Genomic DNA, 17,648 nt, shown 5'->3' with positions numbered 1-17,648 from the left:
GATCGACGAAGACGACTACCTGCGCTGGGAGGCTGCGCAGCCGACCCGGCACGAATACGTGGACGGTCAGATCTACGCGAAGACCGGCGCCTCGCTGCGCCACAACGTCATCGCCGGCAATGTCTACGCCCTGCTGCGCCACCACCTGTGCGGCACCCCGTGCCGCACGTTCCTCACCGACGTCAAGCTGCGGGTGGCCAAGCAGCGCTGCATCTACTACCCGGATGTGATGGTCACCTGCGATCCGCGTCACCAGCAGGTCGAGCCGGGTGACGTCATGGTCGAGCAGCCGCGGCTGGTGGTGGAGGTGCTGTCGGCCACCACCGCCGCCACCGACCGGCGCGAGAAGTGGCACGCCTACCGCACGCTGCCGAGCCTGCAGGAATACGTGCTGATCGAGCAGGACCGCCCGGCCATCACCATCCACCGCCGCGACGGTGACATCGGCTGGCAGTGGATTGAGCTGCAGCCCGGCGACCCGGTGGAGTTCGCCAGCGTCGAGCTGGTGACGGACTTTGCCGCGATCTACGCCGAAAGCGGCGTGCCGCTCAGCGACGACCCGCACGCCTGAGCCACGCGCAGGCCGCCGGCCTTCAGCGCAGTTCGGCGATCAGCTCGATCTCCACGCAGGCCCCCAGCGGCAGCTGGGCCACGCCGAAGGCGCTGCGCGCGTGCGCGCCAACCTCGGGGCCGAACACCTGCTGCAGCAGCTCCGAGCAGCCGTTGGTGACCAGGTGCTGCTCGGTGAACGTCGGCGTGGAATTGACCAGGCTGAGCACCTTGACGATGCGCGCCACGCCGTCCAGGTCGGTGCCCGCGGCTTGGCAGGCCGCCTGCAGCGTGCCGAGCAGGTCGATGGCCACCGCACGCGCGGCGGCCTGGCCTTCGGCGGTGGTCATCGTCGCCCCCAGCTGCCCGACCCACGGCTGGCCGCCACGCTTGGCGATGTGGCCGCTCAGGAACACCAGCTTGCCGGTCTGCACGAACGGCACGTAGGCGGCGGCGGGCACCGCCACCGGCGGCAGTTCGATGCCCAGCGTCTGCAGTCGCTCCCGAATGCTCATGAAAAACGCTCCGCGGTATAACGTTGGCTTCGAGGAAAGTGCCGGCATTGTAGGGGCAGGGCACGCCCGGGCGGTTGACGGCTCGGGATCGGCCCGGCGGCCACGGTGCGGCGATGGCAGGCTGGAGGGGTGGAATGCGCTGCGGGGAGGAGGAGGCCGCCGCGTGGTGGCGGGCGGCGTGGGGGCCGGCGCTGCTCGGTTGGGTGGCCGGGCACGCGGCGCAGTTGGCGCAGGCGGGGCTGTGGACGCCGGCGGCGTACGGCGCGGTGCTGCTGGCGGGCCTGGCGCTGCTGGCATGGGCGCGCGGGCGCCGTGAGACCGGGCCCCGGGCGGCGCTTTCGGTGGCGCTGGCCCTCGCGCTCTTGGCGTGGGCGCACGCCGGTGGCCGCGCCGCCGATCGCATGGCGCGGCTGTGGCCGGCGGGGCTGGACGGTGCGGTGGCGCCGGCGCGCTGGGTCGTCACCGGGCTGCCGCGCGAGGAGGCGCGCGCCATCACGTTCGAGGCGCGCCTGCTCGGCTGGGAGGCGGGTGCGCCGGCCGGCCTGCCGCCGCCGGATCGGGTCGGCACGCTGCGGCTGACGTGGCGCGCGCCGCAACCGGGGCAGGCCGCACCGCGCGTGCGGCCCGGCGAGGTCTGGCGCGGCACGCTGCGGCTGCAGCGTCCGCGCGGGCTGGCCAACCCTTACGGGTTCGATGCCGAAACCTGGGCCTGGCGCGAGGGGGTGGCCGCCACCGGCAGCGTGCAGGCGGGTGGCGCGGCCCCGCCGCAGCGGCTGTCCGACCAGCCGGGGCAGGCGCCGGTGGCGCGTGCCCGGGCGGACGTGCGTGCGGCGCTGCAGGCGCGGCTGCACGGCCGTTTCGACGCCGCCAGCGTCGGGCTGGTCGTGGCGCTGGTCACCGGCGACCAGGCGGCCATCCCGCCGGCGCAGTGGGACGTGATCCGCGCCACCGGCGTGGCGCACCTGGTGGCGATCTCGGGTCTGCACGTGACGATGTTCGCGGCGCTGGCGCTGTGGGGCGTGGGGCTGGCATGGCGGTGGCTCGGTGCGCGCTGGCCGGCGCTGATCTTGCACGCGCCGACGCCGCTCACGACGAGTCTGGCCGCGGTGGCGCTGGCGGCGACCTACGCGCTGTTTGCCGGCGGTGGCGTGCCGGCGCAGCGCACGGTGGCGATGCTGGCGCTGGTGCTGGGCCTGCGGCTGCTGGGGCGCAGCTGGCCGTGGCCGTGGGTGTGGCTGGCCGCGCTGGCCGCGGCGCTGGCGGTGGATCCGTGGGCGTGGCTGCAGCCGGGGTTCTGGCTCAGCTTCGTCGCGGTGGCGCTGCTGTTCGCGCGCGGGCACGGCGCCGCTGCGGTGCCCGACGGGACGGGGCGCCTGCGCGCCTGGCTGCGCGACTTCTGGGGCGCGCAGTGGGCGGTGACGGTGGGCCTGGCGCCGCTGTTGCTGTTCTGGTTCGGGCAGGTGTCGCTGGTCGGCCTGCCGGCCAACGCGGTGGCGATCCCGTGGATCACCTGGGGCGTGACGCCGCTGGCGCTGCTGGGCGTGGCGATCCCGCCACTGGCCGACGCGGCGGCGTGGCTGGCACAGGGGCTGTGGGCGGTGCTGGAGCCGCTGGCCCGCTGGTCGGGGGCGGTCTGGTCACGGCCTGCCGTGCCGTGGGAGCTGGCGCTGGCGGCCACCGCGGGTGCGTTCGTGCTGCTGCAGCCCTGGCCGTGGCTGCTGCGCGCCTGGGGCGCGCTGCTGTTGTGGCCGGCACTGGCGTTCCGCCCGGCCACGCCGCCGCACGGGGTCTTCGAAGTGCTGCTGCCCGACGTCGGGCAGGGCACGGCGGCGATCGTGCGCACCGCGCACCACACGCTGGTGGTCGACACCGGCCCGGCGCCCGGGGGCGCCAGCGCCGCCGAGCGGGTGCTGCTGCCGTGGCTGCAGGCGCTGGGCGCGCGACCCGATGCCATCGTGCTGAGCCACGACGACGCCGACCACGCCAGCGGCTGGGCCACGCTGGCCGCGGCCTTTGCGCGCGCCGCCTGGTGGGCGCCCGCGGGGCAGGCGCCGGCGGGACTGCCGGGCGCGCAGCCGTGCGAAGCCGGCACGGGCTGGGAGTGGGACGGCGTGCCGTTCACCTTTCTGCATCCGCCGCCGGGCTGGAGCGGGCAGGGCGACGGCAACGCGCGCTCGTGCGTGCTGCTGGTGGGCCGCGGAGGCTCGGCGGCGCTGCTGCCCGGCGACATTCCGCTGGCGGTGGAGGAAGCGCTGGTGGCGGCCTACCCGGGGCTGCGTGCCGGGCTGCTGGTGGCGGCGCACCACGGCAGCCGCACGTCCACCTCTGCCGCGTGGCTGGACACGCTGCAGCCGGCGCTGGTGGCGATTCAGGCCGGCTGGCGCAACCCGTACGGCCATCCGCATGCCGAGGTGCTGCGCCGGCTGCATGAACGGGGACTGGCGGTGGCGGCGACCCCCACCTGCGGGGCCATCGCCTGGCGCAGCGACGCCCCCGACCAATGGCAGTGCGAGCGCGCGCGGCGGCGCTTTTACTGGCAGGGCGGCGGGGTGACGGCGGACATGGTGGCCGCCGCGGTGGGCGCCGTCGCGATCGGCGCGACCGTGGCAGCGGACGACGCGGCGCCATCGAGCAGGTAGAGCCCCTGCGCCGACTGCTTGGCGTGGTGCTTGGCCAGCGCCGCGGCGGAGGCCACCGCCTCGGCCTGCCGGTACTGTCCGGGGTGCACGTGCACCACGCCGACCGCCAGGGTGGTGAGCGGGTGGAAGCGCTGCACGCCGTGCCGATCCTCGGCCCAGATGCCACCGGCGGCGCGTGCCGCCTCGTCGTAGAGCAGCCGGGCCTGCTCGTTGAAGGTGCGGATGGCGCGCTCGATGCGCTCGGCCCAGTCGGGGCTTTGCATCAGCAGCACGAAGTCGTCGCCGCCGACGTGGCCGAGGAAGTCCAGCCGCGTGTCGCACGCCGCGGCCAGGCACTTGGCCAGCAGCCGGATCATCTCGTCGCCGCGCCAGTAGCCGTACTGATCGTTGAAGGCCTTGAAGTGGTTCAGGTCGGCGTAGCAGGCGATGAACGGCTCGCCGTGGTCGAGCAGCCGCTCGATGTGCATCGTCAGCGGCACGTTGCCCGGCAGCGCGGTCAGCGGGTTGGCGTGGCGCGCGGCCTCGATGCGCGCTTCGGTGACGCGGCGCACCAGCTGCTCGCTGGTGCCCAGGCCACGGTAGCGGCCGTTCTCGGTCAGGATGAAGCCTTCGCGCAGGTAGCGCTGATCGGGCGAGGTCAGCACCTGCGTCAGCTGCTCGATCGGCGTGTGGATCTCCACGCACAGCGGCTGCGTGTTGGCGTGGATCAGCGCCGGGCGGCGGCCGTAGAGCTCGCGGAAGTAGAGTTGGTTGAGCGACAGCTCCTGCAGCGTGTGGCGCGCGATCAGCCCCACGGGGCGCTGGCGCTCGTCCAGCAGCGCCACCGACTCCAGGTCCGGGTGCTGGTGGAACAGCTCGGCCACCTGGGCGTGGCTGGCGTCCTTGGGCAGCGCGGGAGCCTCGATGAGCAGCGTCTGCGCGGTGAGGCCACGGTTGGCGATGTGACGATCCTCCGGCAGCACGACGATGTGGCGCGCGGCCAGCGTCTCCAGCACGCCGGCGGGCAGACCGCTGGCCAGCGCGGCGCCCGGGCGCCCGAGGAGGTAGCCCTGCGCGTAGGGGATGCCGAGGTCGCGCAGGACCAGCAGCTCGTCGGCATGCTCCACCCCTTCGGCGATCAGGCGCGAGCCGAACGTGTCGGCCAGCTGCTGCAGCGCGCGGATCGTCTTGAGCTTGTCGCCCATGCGGTGCACGTCGCGCACGAAGTATTTGTCGATCTTGACGAATTCGGGGCGCAGCTCGGACCACAGGCGCAGGCTGGAGCGGCCGTCGCCGAAGTCGTCCAGCGCCAGTGTCGCACCCGCGGCGCGCCAGCGCGCCAGTGCGCGCTGCACCGGCTCGAGGTCGTGCACGCGCTCATGTTCGGTCAGCTCCAGCACCACGCCAGCCAGCGGCAGGCCGTCGTGGCGCGGGCAGGGTTGTGGCAACGGCTCATCGGCCATCGCCGCCAGCGCCTCGGCGCTGACGTTGACGAACAGGCGGCCAGTGCCGGCCTCGCAGCAGGCTGCCAGCGCCAGCCGCACGCAGGCCAGCTCCAGCTCGAGGGTGCAGCCTTCGCGGCGCGCGGCGGCGAACAGCAGGTCCGGCGAGCGCCAGGCACAATCCGCCGGCGTGCGCACCAGGCCTTCATGGCCGATGATCGTGCGCGTGGCCAGCTCGACGATGGGCTGCCAGTGCATGCGCAGGCGCTCGTCGCGCAGCAGCAGGCGCACGGCGTGCGGATCGGGCGGCGACGCAGGGGCGGGAACCGGCAGAACCGTCATGAGGCGCGGATGCAAAGGCAGGCTCGGCCTCGCATCATCCGCCCGCCGCGTGACGGATCGGTGACAGCGCGTCCGTGGCGCTCACGGGTTGGCCGGCCGGCACGGGCGCAGCCGCACCACGCCGTCGGTGGCGGGCGCCTGCGTCGGCAGCCAGGTCGACAGCGCCGCGCAACGCCCATCCACGCACAGCGTGTGCTCGGCGGCGAAGGGCGAGCGTGCCAGCAGCAGCCACGGCACCGGGGTGCGGGGCTGCCACTCGAAGCCGCCGTTGCGCCAGCGCGCCTGCGCGCCGGGCTCCATGCCGGCACCGCTGCCGACCACGCGCGCGCGCTCGAGTGTCAGTGCCGGCTGGGCGCCGGGCGCCGGCAGCGCGTAGGTCTCCTCCCAGTGCACGCGCTCGATCGAATGCTGCCAGCGCAGCGTCACGGTCTGTGCCGGCCACGCGCGTTCCTGCGGCAGCGCCGCCGGTGCCGGGGTGTCATCCAGCGCCGCGGCGGCCATCGCCCACGCCACGCACAGAGCCCACGCGGAGGAGGTTGCCCCCATGGGATGCCGATGCTCAGGCGGCCGCCGCGGCGCGGCGACGCCGTTGCCAGCCATGCCAGGCCAGCCACAGCGCCGCCGCGCCCAGTCCGAGCTCATCGGTGACCGGCAGCGCCGCCACCAGCAGCGCCGCGGCGGCGAACGCCCACAGCCGCTCCCACGCGCGCAGCGGCCCCCACAGGAAGCCGATCGCCGCCGCGCCCCACAGGCCGATGGCCACCAGCGCCTTGAACACCACCCACGCCACCGCCAGCGGCCCCGCCTCGCCCTGCAGCATCAGCGCCGGGCTGTAGACGGCCATGTACGGCACGACGAAGCCGGCGATGGCCACGCGCACCGCGTTGAGGCTGATCAGCAGGCCGCGTTCGCGCGCGATCGGCGCGGCGGCAAACGCCGCCAGCGCCACCGGCGGCGTCAGGTCGGCCATGATGCCGAAGTAGAACACGAACATGTGGCTGACGATCAGCGGCACCCCGAGCTCCAGCAGCACCGGCGCGGCCAGCGAGCTGGTGATGATGTAGTTCGGGATCGTCGGGATGCCCATGCCCAGCACGAGGCAGGTCACCATCGTCAGCACCAGCGCCAGCAGCAGGTTGGCGCGGCCGATGCCGATCACATGGCCGCCGATCTCGGCCGCCACGCCGGTCAGGTTGATGACGCCGATCAGCACCCCGACCAGCGCGCAGGCGGCGGCCACCGGCAGCGCGTGCTGCGCGCCGTCCACCAGCGCGCGCAGCGCCTGCGCGCGCGCCTCGCGGCCGCAGCGCAGCACGTAGGTCAGCACGACCAGGGCTGCCGTGACGACGAGGAAGGCCCCGGCACCGAAGCGGAAGAAGCCGCCGCAGGCCAGCGCCAGCAGCACCCAGAACAGCACGCGCAGCGCCGTGCCGCGGATGCCCTGCATCACCGCGGCGGCGAAGATCAGGATCACCGTCAGCGCCAGCCCCACCGTGCCGGAAAACATCGGCGTGTAGCCGGAGAACAGCAGCGCCACCAGCCCGACGAGCGGCAGCAGCAGGTACCAGCGTTCGCGCACCGCCGTCCAGGGGTTGGGGCACTCGTGGCGTGGCAGGCCGTGCAGTCCGCAGCGGCCGGCCTCCAGGTGCACCATCCAGAACACGGTGACGAAATAGAGCACCGCCGGGATCAGCGCGGCCTTGACGATGGCCACGTAGGGTACGTTGATCGTCTCGGCCATGATGAAGGCCACCGCCCCCATCACCGGCGGCATGATCTGGCCGCCCATGCTGGAGGTCGCCTCCACCCCGCCGGCGAACGCCGGCCGGTAGCCGAAGCGCTTCATCAGCGGGATCGTGAACTGGCCGGTGGTGACCACGTTGGCCACGCCCGAGCCGTTGATCGTGCCCATCAGGCCGGAGGAGATCACCGCCACCTTCGCCGGCCCGCCGCGCGTGTGGCCGACCGTGCCCATCGCGAAGTCGGTGAACAGGCGCACCATGCCGGCCTGCTCGAGGAAGGCGCCGAACAGGATGAACAGGAAGATGTAGGTCGAGGAGACGTAGGTCGGCGTGCCGTAGATGCCTTCGGTGCCGAAGCCGAGCGTGGCGATCAGCACCTCCCAGTCGTAGCCGCGGTGCGCCAGGGCTCCCGGCAGATGCTGGCCGAAGGCGGCGTAGGCCAGGAACAGCGCGCAGATGACCGGCAGACCCCAGCCCATCACGCGGCGTGCCGCCTCGAAGACGAGCGCGATCGCGGCGATGCCGGCTACCCAGTCCCAGCGTTCGAGCTCGCCGGCGCGCTGCGTCAGGTCGGCCTCGAACACCCACTGATAAAGCCCGGTGGCGAACCCCGCCAGCCCGAGTGCCCAGCCCAGCGCCGCGCCGGCCGCGCCGAGCGTCCCGCCGCGCCCCTTCAACGGCGGGTAGAGCAGAAAGATCAGCCACAGCACGAAGCCGACGTGCAGGGCGCGGATGACCTGGCTGGACAGGGTGTGAAACGCCGCCATCCAGAGCTGGAAGGCGGCAAACGCCAGCGCCACCCACACCACGGGGGTGCGCAGGTCCACCCGTGGTGCGGCGGCCGCCGGCGCGGCGGCGCGGTGGACGGCGCTCATGCGCTCACTTCAGCAGGCCGACTTCGCGGTAGTAGCGCTCGGCGCCCGGGTGCAGCGGCACCGGCATGCCCTTCAGCGCCGTCTCGCGCTTGATGCCGCGCGCGGCGTTGTGCGCGGCGTAGAGCGTGTCGAGGTTGTCGAACATCGCCTTGGTCATGCGGTAGACGGTCTCTTCCGGCACCCCGCTGTGGGTGACGAGGAAGTTCGGGATCGCCGCGGTGGGCACATCGGTGGTCTGGCCGGTGTAGGTGTTGGCCGGGATGACCGCCGGCTGGTAGGCGGGATCGCCCACCTTGGCGACGATCTCGGGCGGGATCGGGATGACGACGATCTTGATCGCCGTGGCCAGATCGCGGATCGAGGCCACCCCCAGACCGGCCGACTGCAGCGTGGCGTCGAGCTGACGGTTCTTCATCAGCTCCACCGACTCGCCAAACGGCAGGTATTCGACCTTGGCCAAATCGGCGTAGGACAGCCCCGCGGCCTTGAAGATCTCGCGCGCGTTGAGCTCGGTGCCGGAGCGCGCCGCACCGACCGAGACCCGCTTGCCCTTGAGGTCCGCAAGCGTGCGAATCCCCGAGTCGGCGTTGGCCACGATCTGGATGTAGTTGTTGTAGAGCCCGGCGATGCCGCGCAGCTTGTCGAGCTTTTGTTTGAAGCCGGCTTCCTCGTTGCCCTTCCAGGCGTCCGACAGCGTGTCGGCCAGCGTGAAGGCGACCTCGCCGCGGCCGGCCTGCAGCAGGTTGAGGTTCTCGGCCGAGGCGCGCGTGACCTGGGCGGTGGCGCGAACGTTCGGGATGTCCTTGGCGTAGATCTGCGACAGCGCCACGCCCACCGGGTAGTAGACCCCGCTTTGTCCGCCGGTGAGGACGTTGATGAACTGCTGCGATTGGGCGTGGGCGGTGGCGGCGACGAATGCCGCGCCCAGCGCCAGCGTGCCGCCGAGGCGTTGCCAGAAGCGCATCATCGTGAGTCTCCTTCTGCGTGGGTGAATCGTGCGCGCATCGTAGCAAGTGCGGCGCGCCGCCGGCGTGCGGGGAAACCCCTGCGCTGTCGCCTGGGTGCGCTTCGTCACCGCGCCTCAGCGCGCGCCGCGCTGGCGCTCGACGGCCTCGCCCAGCTCCAGCACCGCCAGCGCGTAATAGCTGGAGCGGTTGTAGCGCGTCAGCGCCCAGAAGTTGTCCGTGCCGAGCACGTACGTGGGGCCGGGGCCGCCCTGCGCCGGGTCGCCGTTGTGCAGCAGCACCAGCGCCAGCAGGCCCTCGTGCCGCTGCGCCTCGGGCGGCAGCTCGGCGCCGAGCTCGAGCAGCTGCGCCGCGCTGAAGGTGGGGCGGATGTCCGGCGCCAGCAGCGTGCCCAGCGCCTGCGGATGGGTCGGGGGCCGCACCGCGTAGCGCGCCGGCATGCCGCGCCGCCAGCCGTGCGCGGCGAGAAAGTTGGCCACCGAGCCGATCGCATCGGCCGGGCTGCCGAGCAGGTCGATGCGCCCGTCGCCGTCGAAATCCACCGCGTGCGCGAGCCAGCTGCTCGGCATGAACTGCGGCCAGCCCAGCGCCCCGGCAAAGCTGCCGCGCCAGGCGTCAGGCGCCACGCCGCTTGCGCGCGCCAGGCGCAGGAAGGCGCGCAGCTCGTCGCGGAAGAAGGCCTGCCGCGCCTCGGCGCGCGGGTGCTCGGGCGGAAAATCCAGCGCCAGCGTCGCCAGCACGTCCAGCGTGCGGTGCTGTCCGAGGTGCTGGCCGTAGAGTGTCTCGACACCGAGGATGCCGACGATGACGGCAGCCGGCACGCCGTAGCGCGCTTCGGCGCGCGCCAGCGCCTCGGCGTGCGCATCCCAGAAGCGCACGCCGGCGGCGATGCGTCGCGGCTCGACGAAGCGCGCGCGGTACGCCGCCCAGTTCGGGTAGGCGGTGGCCGCAGGCGGCACGTTGAGCGCACGGGCGCGCGCATCCGGGCGGGCCTGCGCCACCCAGTGGCGCGCCCAGCCGTCGTCCCAGCCCTCGGCGGCGTCGATCGCCGCTGCCAGCTGCTGCGCCTGCGGGTGGTTGGCATAGGTGGCCGGCAGCGCGCGCGCCGGCTGGGCGTCGGCCGCGGGGGCGCCCGCGGCCAGCATCAGCAGCAGCGCCAGCGCGCCGCCGGCGCGACGGGGCGCCCCGGCGGCTGGCGGCCGGGCCGGCGTCCGCAGCCGCCCCAGCCGGCGGCGCAGGTCCGTGAGCAGACGGGCGGCACGGTCGGCGGGCATGGCCGGATCGTAGCGCAGCGCCTCCAGCTCCAGCAGCCAGGCGCGCCAGGCCGCGCGTTGCGCCTCGTCCAGTGCCGCGGCCTGCTGCAGCGCCGCCGCCAGCGCGCGCGGGGTCAGCGGCCGCGGGGGCGGCACGCCGGCTCGCGCCCAGCGCCGCGCCGCCCGCTCCAGCAGCCGCCGCCAGGCGTCGCGGCGCCGCCCGCGCGGCCGCAGCAGCCAGCCCAGCGCCACCAGCGCCGCAAGCGCGAGCGCCGCCCCGAGCGCCCGCGCCGCATCGCGCCAGTCCTGCGCGTCCCAGCCGAGCCGGCGCAGCAGGTCCCGCTGGCGCGTCGGTCCGTAGTCGAGCACCCACTCGTTCCAGCGCTGGTTGGCCGCGTCCCACCACGCGCGCGCCAGCTGCAGCAGGCGCGGGTCCACCTGCACCACCGCGCGCGCCAGCGGACCCGGCGGCGGCGCCAGTCGCGCCCCGCGCACGGTGCGGTCCGGCGCCACCCACGCGGTCGGATCGACGCGCACCCAGCCCTCGCCGGGCAGCCAGACCTCGGCCCAGGCGTGCGCGTCGCTGTGGCGCACCGTCCAGAGGCCATCCACCGGATTGAGCTCGCCGCCCTGGTAGCCGGTGACGATGCGCGCCGGCACGTCCAGCGCGCGCAGCGCGATCACGAACGCCGAGGCGATGTGCTCGCAGAAGCCCGCCTTGCGCTCGAACCAGAATTCGTCGGCGCTGTGCGGCCCGTACACCCCGGGCTCCAGCGTGTAGACGTAGCCGCCGTCGCGCAGGCGGCGCAGCAGCGCCTCCACCAGCACGCGCGGCGCCGGCTCGCCAAGCTCGCGGCGCAGCGCCTGCGCCCAGGCCAGCGTGCGCGGGTTGAAGCCCGGCGGCAGCTCCCGGTCCACCTGCAGCGCCAGCCGGTCGGCCTCCACGCCCCAGTCCACCGTCGGATGGGCCTGCGCGTCGTAGCGCAGCACGTCGGTGACGGGGTAGGGCAGCCACCAGGCCCCATCGGGGGAGGTCAGCGGCGCCGCACCCGCGGCCGACGGCTGCGGTGCCTGCAGCGTGTGGTCCAGCACCGGCAGCCACGGCCGCTGCGTCGGCTCCAGCGTGACGCGGTACGGCAGCGGCGCGCCGCGCGGCGTGCGGCGCACCCCGGCGTCGGCGCGGATCAGCGCACCCGGCGCCAGCGCCACCGCCTGGGGACCGTGCAGCGGCAGCCAGCGCTCGCCATCGAAGACGCGCAGCACCGGCCCGCGAAAGTACAGCTGCGCCGCTGGCGGCGTCCCTTGCGGAAACGCCACCCGCATGGCGACGCGCTCGTCCAGCGCCAGCCGCGCCACGTCGCCGACGCGCATCTGTCCCGACAGGCCGCTGCGGCCGAACGGCTCGCCCTGCGGCAGCCCCCAAAGCGGCGGCAGACGCGGAAAGAGCGCGAACAGCAGCACCAGCAGCGGCGTACCGGTCAGCATCAGCCAGCCGGCCTGGCGCGCCGCGGCCGCCAGCGGCGGGTGACCGAGCGGGCGGTGGGCCAGTACCAGCGCCGTCAGCAACCCCCACACGGCCAGCAGCACCGCCAGCGCCATCGGCAGCGACTGCGAGCGCAGCAGCGGCGCCAGCAGCGTGAAGAAGGCGAGGAAGAACACCACCCAGGCGTCGCGCCGCGCGCGCAGCTCCAGCGTCTTGAGCGCCAGCAGCACGGCGATCAGCGTCACGCCCGCCTCGGGGCCCAGCAGCGTGCGGTGCGTCGCCAGCGTCGCCCCCACCGCCAGCAGCGTCAGGCCCACGCGCCACGGCCAGCCCGGCAACGGCCGGCCGCGCCAGGCCAGCCAGCCGCGCCACAGCAGCAGCGCGGCGGCGAGCGCGCTCGTCCAGGCCGGCACATGACCGAGCAGCAGCGCCTGGATCCAGGCCAGCACCGCCAGCAGCACGAGGGTGTCGCGGGCCTCGCGCGGCAGCGGGGTGGCGTGGTGCCGGCCGGCGGCGGACGGGTTCAGTGGCATGCCAGCACCTCCAGGCAGCGGCGGCGCTGCGCCGGGCCGAGGTCCGGCGGCACGGCCACGCCGCCGACGCGCAGGCCGTACGGCCGGCCCGCGCGTTCGGCCGCCAGCACCCAGGCGCACAGGCGCGCGCGCACCGCCTCCGGGTCGCGCAGACCGCAGGTGCGCTCGTCCAGCCACGCCGGCGGCCGCGGATCGCCCACCGGTGCCCGCACCCACCAGTGGCGTGGGTCGTCGTCCGGCTGGCGGGCCGCCTTCTTCCAGAGCACGCGCCGCGCCGGGTCGCCGTGGCGCCATGGCCGCACGTCGTCGTTGTCGGCGCCGGCGTCCGGGAGGGCCGGCGGCGCGGTGCCGCCGGCGTCGCCGTCGCCACCCGCCCACGGCGGCGGGGGGGCGTCCGGCTCCGGGCCGGGATAGACGAGCAGCGTGGCCTGCGGCCGCCACCAGCTCCAGACCTCGCAAACCCCCAGCGGATAGCGGGTGGCGATGCGCAGGGGCGGCGCCGGGTGGCGGCCGCGGCGCGGCGGCGTCCACGGCACGGCGGCGACGCTGTCCGGGCCGGCCGGCGCGTCCAGCATCGTCTCCTCGCCGTCGCCGGCGGCGCGCAGCGCCAGCGCCCAGCGCGCGCGTGCACCCGGCTGCAGCCGCACCGGCAGCGCCGTGCGCCGTCCGGCCCAGCACTCCGGCGCCGTGTCCAGCATCAGCTCCACGCCCCGCAGGTTGGCGTGCGCGGCCCAGACCGCGGCTGCGGCGCTGCCGGCCACGAGAAAGGTCAGCGCGTAGCCGAGGTTGAGCTGGAAATTGATGCTGCCCACGAGCAGCAGCACCAGCGTCAGGCCCAGCATCCAGCCGGCGCGGGTCGGCAGCACGTAGAGATTGCGATGGCCGAGCCGATGGCGCGCGCGGGCAGGCAGCCGCCGCAGCCACCAGTGGCGCAGGCGCCCGCGCATGCCGCCGTCCGGACCGGCCGGCTCGGGCGCGGGGGTGGAGGGGGCCGTCATGCCAGCTCGTCCGACAGCGCGCGCAGGACCTCGGCGGCCTTGGCGCCGGTGGTGCTGACCAGCCGGTGCGCCGCCACCGGCACCAGCACCGCGTGCAGGTCGTCCGGGGCGACGTAGTCGCGCCCGTGCACGAAGGCATGCGCGCGCGCCGCGCGCAGCAGCGCCAGTCCGGCCCGCGGGCTGAGGCCGTGCACGAAGCGCCCGCCGTGGCGCGTGGCGTGCAGCAGCGCCTGCAGGGTGTCGAGCAGCGGCTCGGCCACCCGCACCGCGGCGGCGGCGTGCTGCAACGCCAGCAGGGTGGCGGCGTCGGCCAGCGCCGGCAGCCGCTGCAGCAGCGCGCTGCGGTCTTCGCCGCGCAGCAGCGCCCGCTCGGCCTCAGGATCCGGAAAGCCCAGCGACAGCCGCATCAGGAAGCGGTCCAGCTGTGACTCCGGCAGCGCCTGCGTGCCGCTTTGCTCGAACGGGTTCTGCGTGGCGATGACGAAGAACGGCTGCGGCAGGCGGTGCGTGGCGCCGTCGACGCTGACCTGCCGCTCCTCCATCGCCTCCAGCAGCGCACTCTGGGTTTTCGGGCTGGCGCGGTTGATCTCGTCGGCCAGCAGCACCTCGGTGAACAGCGGCCCGGGATGGAAGGTGAAGCGGCCTTCCTGGCGGTCCCACACCGAGGCGCCGGTCAGGTCGCTGGGCATCAGGTCGGCGGTGAACTGCACGCGCGCGAAGCGCAGCCCCAGCGTGCGCGCCAGCGCCTGCGCTAGCGTCGTCTTGCCGACCCCGGGCACGTCCTCGATCAGCAGGTGGCCGCCCGCCAGCAGGCAGGTCAGCGCCTGGCGCACCACGTCATTCTTGCCGACGACGACCGTGGTAAGCTGCTGCAGCAAGGAGGCAATCAAGGGCTGGTGCGCGTTCATCCCCGTGACGATACCGCAGCCGCGCCGTCGCCGTGCCCGGCCCCGCCGCACGCCATGAAACCGACCGGCTATTTCACCCATCCCGCCTGCGCGCGCCACGACATGGGCGCGGGGCACCCGGAGTGCCCGCAGCGCCTGGGCGCCATTGAGGATCGCCTGCTGATCACCGGCGTGCTGGACGCGCTGGAGCAGCGCACCGCGACGCTGGCCTCGGTGGCCGAGCTGGAGCTGGCGCACGACCGCCTGCACGTGGCGGCGCTGCGCGGTCTGTCGGACGAGCTGCGTGACAACGTCGAGGCCGGCGGCCCGGCCCACCTGGCCCTCGATCCCGATACGGCACTGGGCCTGCACACCTGGGAGGCGGCGCTGGCCGCGGCGGGCGCCGCGATCGACGCCACCGAGGCCGTGGTGGGCGGCGAGCTGGCCAACGCGTTCTGCGCCGTGCGCCCGCCCGGGCACCACGCCTGTCGCAACCGGGCGATGGGGTTCTGCTTCTTCAACAACGTGGCGGTGGCGGCCAAGGTGGCGCTGGAGCGGCTGGGGCTGCAGCGCGTGGCCATCGTCGACTTCGACGTGCACCACGGCAACGGCACGGAGGACATCGTCGCCGGCGACGAGCGCATCCTGATGTGCAGCTTCTACCAGCACCCCTACTACCCGGAGTGGGACCACCGCGACGACGCCAACCTGGTCAACGTGCCGGTGCCGGCCTATACCAAGGGCATGGACGTGCGCGAGCTGATCGAGATGATGTGGCTGCCGCGGCTGGAGGCGCACCGCCCCGAGCTGATCCTGATCAGCGCCGGCTTCGACGCCCACCGCGAGGACGACCTGGGCCAGCTCGCGCTGGTGGAGCAGGATTACGTCTGGATCACGCAGCGCATCAAGGAGGTGGCGGGCCGCCACGCCAAGGGCCGCATCGTCAGCGTGCTGGAGGGCGGCTACAACCTGAGCGCGCTGGCGCGCAGCGTGGAGGCGCACGTGCGCGTGCTGGCCGACCTCTGACCGCCGCCCCGAAAGAGGAGTCCACCCACGATGACCACCCCCGACGTCGAACCGATCCTGCTGCATGCGCGCGACGCGCGCGGCGTGCACACCTTGACGCTGAACACCCCCAAGGCCTTCAACGCGCTCAGCGAAGCGATGCTGGAGGCGCTGTCGGCCAAGCTCGACGAGATCGCCGCCGACGAGGGCGCGCGCGTGCTCGTCATCGCCGCGGCCGGCAAGGCCTTCTGCGCCGGCCACAACCTGAAGGAGATGCGCGCCAACCCGCGGCTGGAGTATTACCAGCAGCTGTTCGCGCGCTGCTCGCGCATGATGCTGCAGATCCAGCGCCTGCCGGTGCCGGTGATCGCGCGCGTGCAGGGGCTGGCCACCGCGGCCGGCTGCCAGCTGGTGGCGCAGTGCGACCTGGCGGTGGCGGCGCAGGAGGCGCGCTTCGGCGTCAACGGCATCGACGTGGGGCTCTTTTGCGCCACGCCCAGCGTGCCGCTGGTGCGCAACGTGCCGGTCAAGGTGGCGATGGAGATGCTGCTGACCGGCGAGTTCATCAGCGCCGAGGAGGCGCACCGGCGCGGGCTGGTCAACCGCGTGGTGCCGCTGGACGCGCTGGACGCGGAGGTCGAGCGGCTGGTGGTGGCGATCCTGGCCAAGCCGCGCGAGGCCATCGCGATGGGCAAGGCGGTGTTCTACCAGCACCGCGAGACCGGCATCGAGGCCGCCTACCAGCTCGCCGGGCAGGTGATGGCCTGCAACATGATGCACGAGGTGGCGCAGGAGGGCGTGCAGGCCTTCATCGAGAAGCGCGCGCCGGCGTGGCGCACGGGCTGAGACGCCGATGAGCCGCGCCGTTCCCGCCCCGATCGACGATCTCGGCGCCTGGCTGGCCACCTTCGCGCAGCCTGGCGCGCTGCTGGAGCTGGCGGCGCTGGCGCTGTGTGTCGGCCTGGCCTGGCTCGTGGTGCGCGCGCTGCAGCGCGCCTTCAACCCCGATGCGGAGCGCTCGATCTGGTTCGGCCGCCGCGGCATCGACGGGGTGCTGTTCCCGCTGCTGCTGCTGGTGCTGGCCTACGGCGCGCGCGCGCTGACGCTGCTGTGGGTGCCGCGCGCGGTCTGGCACGTCGTCATCCCGGCGCTGATCGCGCTGGTGGTCATCCGCATCGGCGTCAAGGTGCTCGAGGCCGCCTTCAAGGGCGCGGCATGGCTGCGGCCGGTGGAGCGCACCGTCTCGTGGCTGGCGTGGCTGGCGGCGGTGGCGTGGATCACCGGCCTGCTGCCGGTGGTGCTGGCGGAGCTGGACCAGATCACCTGGAAGCTGGGCGGCACCCAGCTGTCGGTGCGCACGCTCATCGAGGGGCTGCTGTCGGCCGGCGCGGTGCTGATCGTGGCGCTGTGGGTGTCGTCGGCCATCGAGGCGCGCCTGCTGCGCGACGCCACCGGCGAGTCGCTGTCGCTGCGCAAGGCCGCCAGCAACGCCGCGCGCGCGCTGCTGATGTTCGTCGGGCTGATGCTGGCGCTGTCGGCGGTGGGCATCGATCTGACGGCGCTGTCGGTGCTGGGCGGCGCCATCGGCGTGGGCATCGGCTTCGGCCTGCAGAAGCTGGCGGCCAACTACGTCAGCGGCTTCGTGATCCTCACGGAGCGCAGCATGCGCATCGGCGACATGGTGCGGCTGGACACCTTCGAGGGCGTGGTGGCCGACATCAAGGCGCGCTACACGGTGATCCGCGCCGTCAGCGGCCGCGAATCGATCGTGCCCAACGAAATGTTGATCACTCAGCGGGTGGAAAACCTTTCGCTGTCGGACCCCAAGGTGTGGCAGTCCACGGTGGTGAGCGTGGCCTACGACAGCGACGTGGCGCTGGTGCGCCGGCTGCTGGAGCAGGCGGCGCTGGAGCAGCCGCGCGTGCTGCGCGAGCCGGGGCCGCTGGCGGCGCTGTCGGCCTTCGGCGCCGACGGGCTGGAGTTCACGCTCGGCTACTGGATCGCCGACCCCGAGAACGGCCAGCTCGGCCTGCGCTCGGCGATCAACCTGCGCATCCTGGAGCTGTTCCGCGAGCACGGGGTGGAAATCCCGTACCCGCAGCGCGTGCTTCATGTCCGCGGTGCCGGCGCGCCCGGGCAGGGCGGGCCGGGTGGTGCGCCGGCGCCGCAGGTCGCTCCACCCGGCCCTGCCGCAGGCGGCGGCGGCCCGGCGGCGTCGCGGGCCTGATCACGGGGCCCTGCGGGGTCGCGCGGCCGCGCCGGATCGGGTCGGCTGGCGCGGACAGGATCGGCCGCGGTGCGGTGGCGCCGGGGCAGTGTTTTCCAATTCAGGTATGAGCCTGAAACCTGTGGAGTGAGCGGGTCTATTCGGGTCTGCTTCAGGCGGCTGGTCTGGATCGTTTGGTGATTGTCGCAAACAGGAGCAGCCGCGCGGCGTTGAG

General features: G+C 74.0%; 13 protein-coding genes. 5 read left to right on the top strand and 8 right to left on the bottom strand.

Annotated features, from left to right (window positions below; genetic code table 11):
• Positions 1–571: Uma2 family endonuclease (locus Tsedi_RS11835; RefSeq protein WP_185970668.1), on the top strand; the 571-nt coding region annotated here is incomplete at its 5' end.
• A gap of 22 nt (positions 572–593) precedes the next feature.
• Here the strand turns inward: Tsedi_RS11835 and Tsedi_RS11830 are convergent.
• Positions 594–1,064, bottom strand: coding sequence for a RidA family protein (locus Tsedi_RS11830; RefSeq protein WP_143896859.1), 471 nt, complete (start codon positions 1,062–1,064; stop codon positions 594–596).
• A gap of 134 nt (positions 1,065–1,198) precedes the next feature.
• On the opposite strand from Tsedi_RS11830, the gene Tsedi_RS11825 reads away from it, so the two are divergent.
• Complete coding sequence (locus Tsedi_RS11825) at positions 1,199–3,703, top strand: DNA internalization-related competence protein ComEC/Rec2 (RefSeq protein ID WP_246099278.1); 2,505 nt, start codon at positions 1,199–1,201, stop codon at positions 3,701–3,703.
• Here the strand turns inward: Tsedi_RS11825 and Tsedi_RS11820 are convergent.
• The 7 genes from Tsedi_RS11820 to Tsedi_RS11790 all read right to left on the bottom strand — a co-directional run bounded on the left by Tsedi_RS11820 (position 3,595) and on the right by Tsedi_RS11790 (position 14,223).
• Positions 3,595–5,466 (bottom strand): EAL domain-containing protein, encoded by a 1,872-nt coding sequence (locus tag Tsedi_RS11820; protein ID WP_143896857.1) that lies wholly within the window; start codon positions 5,464–5,466, stop codon positions 3,595–3,597. The genes Tsedi_RS11825 and Tsedi_RS11820 overlap by 109 nt on opposite strands.
• 81 nt (positions 5,467–5,547) lie before the next feature.
• A complete protein-coding gene (locus Tsedi_RS11815) occupies positions 5,548–6,012 on the bottom strand; it encodes a DUF1850 domain-containing protein (protein ID WP_221934228.1) in 465 nt (154 codons plus the stop codon).
• Between the two features lie 13 nt (positions 6,013–6,025).
• Positions 6,026–8,083: a TRAP transporter permease gene (locus Tsedi_RS11810; RefSeq protein WP_143896855.1), complete on the bottom strand. Its 2,058-nt coding sequence runs from the start codon at positions 8,081–8,083 to the stop codon at positions 6,026–6,028.
• 4 nt (positions 8,084–8,087) lie between these two features.
• Positions 8,088–9,050: a TAXI family TRAP transporter solute-binding subunit gene (locus tag Tsedi_RS11805; RefSeq protein WP_425472766.1), complete on the bottom strand. Its 963-nt coding sequence runs from the start codon at positions 9,048–9,050 to the stop codon at positions 8,088–8,090.
• 114 nt (positions 9,051–9,164) lie between these two features.
• Positions 9,165–12,317 (bottom strand): transglutaminaseTgpA domain-containing protein, encoded by a 3,153-nt coding sequence (locus Tsedi_RS11800; protein ID WP_246099276.1) that lies wholly within the window; start codon positions 12,315–12,317, stop codon positions 9,165–9,167.
• The gene (locus tag Tsedi_RS11795; protein ID WP_143896853.1) at positions 12,308–13,315 is read right to left on the bottom strand and encodes a DUF58 domain-containing protein; all 1,008 of its coding nucleotides are present in this window, start codon (positions 13,313–13,315) and stop codon (positions 12,308–12,310) included. The genes Tsedi_RS11800 and Tsedi_RS11795 overlap by 10 nt, the downstream gene beginning before the upstream one ends.
• Positions 13,312–14,223 carry an AAA family ATPase gene (locus Tsedi_RS11790; protein ID WP_143896851.1) on the bottom strand — a complete coding sequence of 304 codons (912 nt, stop codon included), beginning with the start codon at positions 14,221–14,223 and terminating at the stop codon, positions 13,312–13,314. Before Tsedi_RS11790 ends, Tsedi_RS11795 begins: the two co-directional genes overlap by 4 nt.
• A gap of 54 nt (positions 14,224–14,277) precedes the next feature.
• Here Tsedi_RS11790 and Tsedi_RS11785 point away from each other — a divergent pair, with 54 nt between their 5' ends.
• From Tsedi_RS11785 to Tsedi_RS11775, 3 genes are read left to right on the top strand one after another with little or no spacing between them, the layout of a single operon-like run.
• Complete coding sequence (locus Tsedi_RS11785) at positions 14,278–15,228, top strand: histone deacetylase family protein (RefSeq protein ID WP_143896849.1); 951 nt, start codon at positions 14,278–14,280, stop codon at positions 15,226–15,228.
• 30 nt (positions 15,229–15,258) lie between these two features.
• A complete protein-coding gene (locus Tsedi_RS11780) occupies positions 15,259–16,053 on the top strand; it encodes an enoyl-CoA hydratase (protein ID WP_143896847.1) in 795 nt (264 codons plus the stop codon).
• Between the two features lie 7 nt (positions 16,054–16,060).
• Positions 16,061–17,434 carry a mechanosensitive ion channel family protein gene (locus Tsedi_RS11775; RefSeq protein WP_143896845.1) on the top strand — a complete coding sequence of 458 codons (1,374 nt, stop codon included), beginning with the start codon at positions 16,061–16,063 and terminating at the stop codon, positions 17,432–17,434.
• Positions 17,435–17,648 lie beyond the last annotated feature (214 nt).

This window comes from Tepidimonas sediminis, assembly GCF_007556605.1.
GTDB lineage: Bacteria > Pseudomonadota > Gammaproteobacteria > Burkholderiales > Burkholderiaceae_C > Tepidimonas > Tepidimonas sediminis.
The sequence above is the reverse complement of the archived record's forward strand: the minus strand, read 5'-3'. Positions and strand labels throughout refer to the sequence as shown.

Excerpts from the sequence above, each read along its gene's own strand:
- Tsedi_RS11820 (WP_143896857.1), bottom strand. The coding sequence starts at position 5,466 with ATGACGGTTCTGCCGGTTCCCGCCCCTGCGTCGCCGCCCGATCCGCAC.
- Tsedi_RS11830 (WP_143896859.1), bottom strand. The coding sequence starts at position 1,064 with ATGAGCATTCGGGAGCGACTGCAGACGCTGGGCATCGAACTGCCGCCG.
- Tsedi_RS11805 (WP_425472766.1), bottom strand. The coding sequence starts at position 9,050 with ATGATGCGCTTCTGGCAACGCCTCGGCGGCACGCTGGCGCTGGGCGCG.
- Tsedi_RS11800 (WP_246099276.1), bottom strand. The coding sequence starts at position 12,317 with ATGCCACTGAACCCGTCCGCCGCCGGCCGGCACCACGCCACCCCGCTG.
- Tsedi_RS11815 (WP_221934228.1), bottom strand. The coding sequence starts at position 6,012 with ATGGGGGCAACCTCCTCCGCGTGGGCTCTGTGCGTGGCGTGGGCGATG.
- Tsedi_RS11775 (WP_143896845.1), top strand. The coding sequence starts at position 16,061 with ATGAGCCGCGCCGTTCCCGCCCCGATCGACGATCTCGGCGCCTGGCTG.
- Tsedi_RS11825 (WP_246099278.1), top strand. The coding sequence starts at position 1,199 with ATGCGCTGCGGGGAGGAGGAGGCCGCCGCGTGGTGGCGGGCGGCGTGG.
- Tsedi_RS11810 (WP_143896855.1), bottom strand. The coding sequence starts at position 8,083 with ATGAGCGCCGTCCACCGCGCCGCCGCGCCGGCGGCCGCCGCACCACGG.
- Tsedi_RS11785 (WP_143896849.1), top strand. The coding sequence starts at position 14,278 with ATGAAACCGACCGGCTATTTCACCCATCCCGCCTGCGCGCGCCACGAC.
- Tsedi_RS11780 (WP_143896847.1), top strand. The coding sequence starts at position 15,259 with ATGACCACCCCCGACGTCGAACCGATCCTGCTGCATGCGCGCGACGCG.
- Tsedi_RS11795 (WP_143896853.1), bottom strand. The coding sequence starts at position 13,315 with ATGACGGCCCCCTCCACCCCCGCGCCCGAGCCGGCCGGTCCGGACGGC.
- Tsedi_RS11790 (WP_143896851.1), bottom strand. The coding sequence starts at position 14,223 with ATGAACGCGCACCAGCCCTTGATTGCCTCCTTGCTGCAGCAGCTTACC.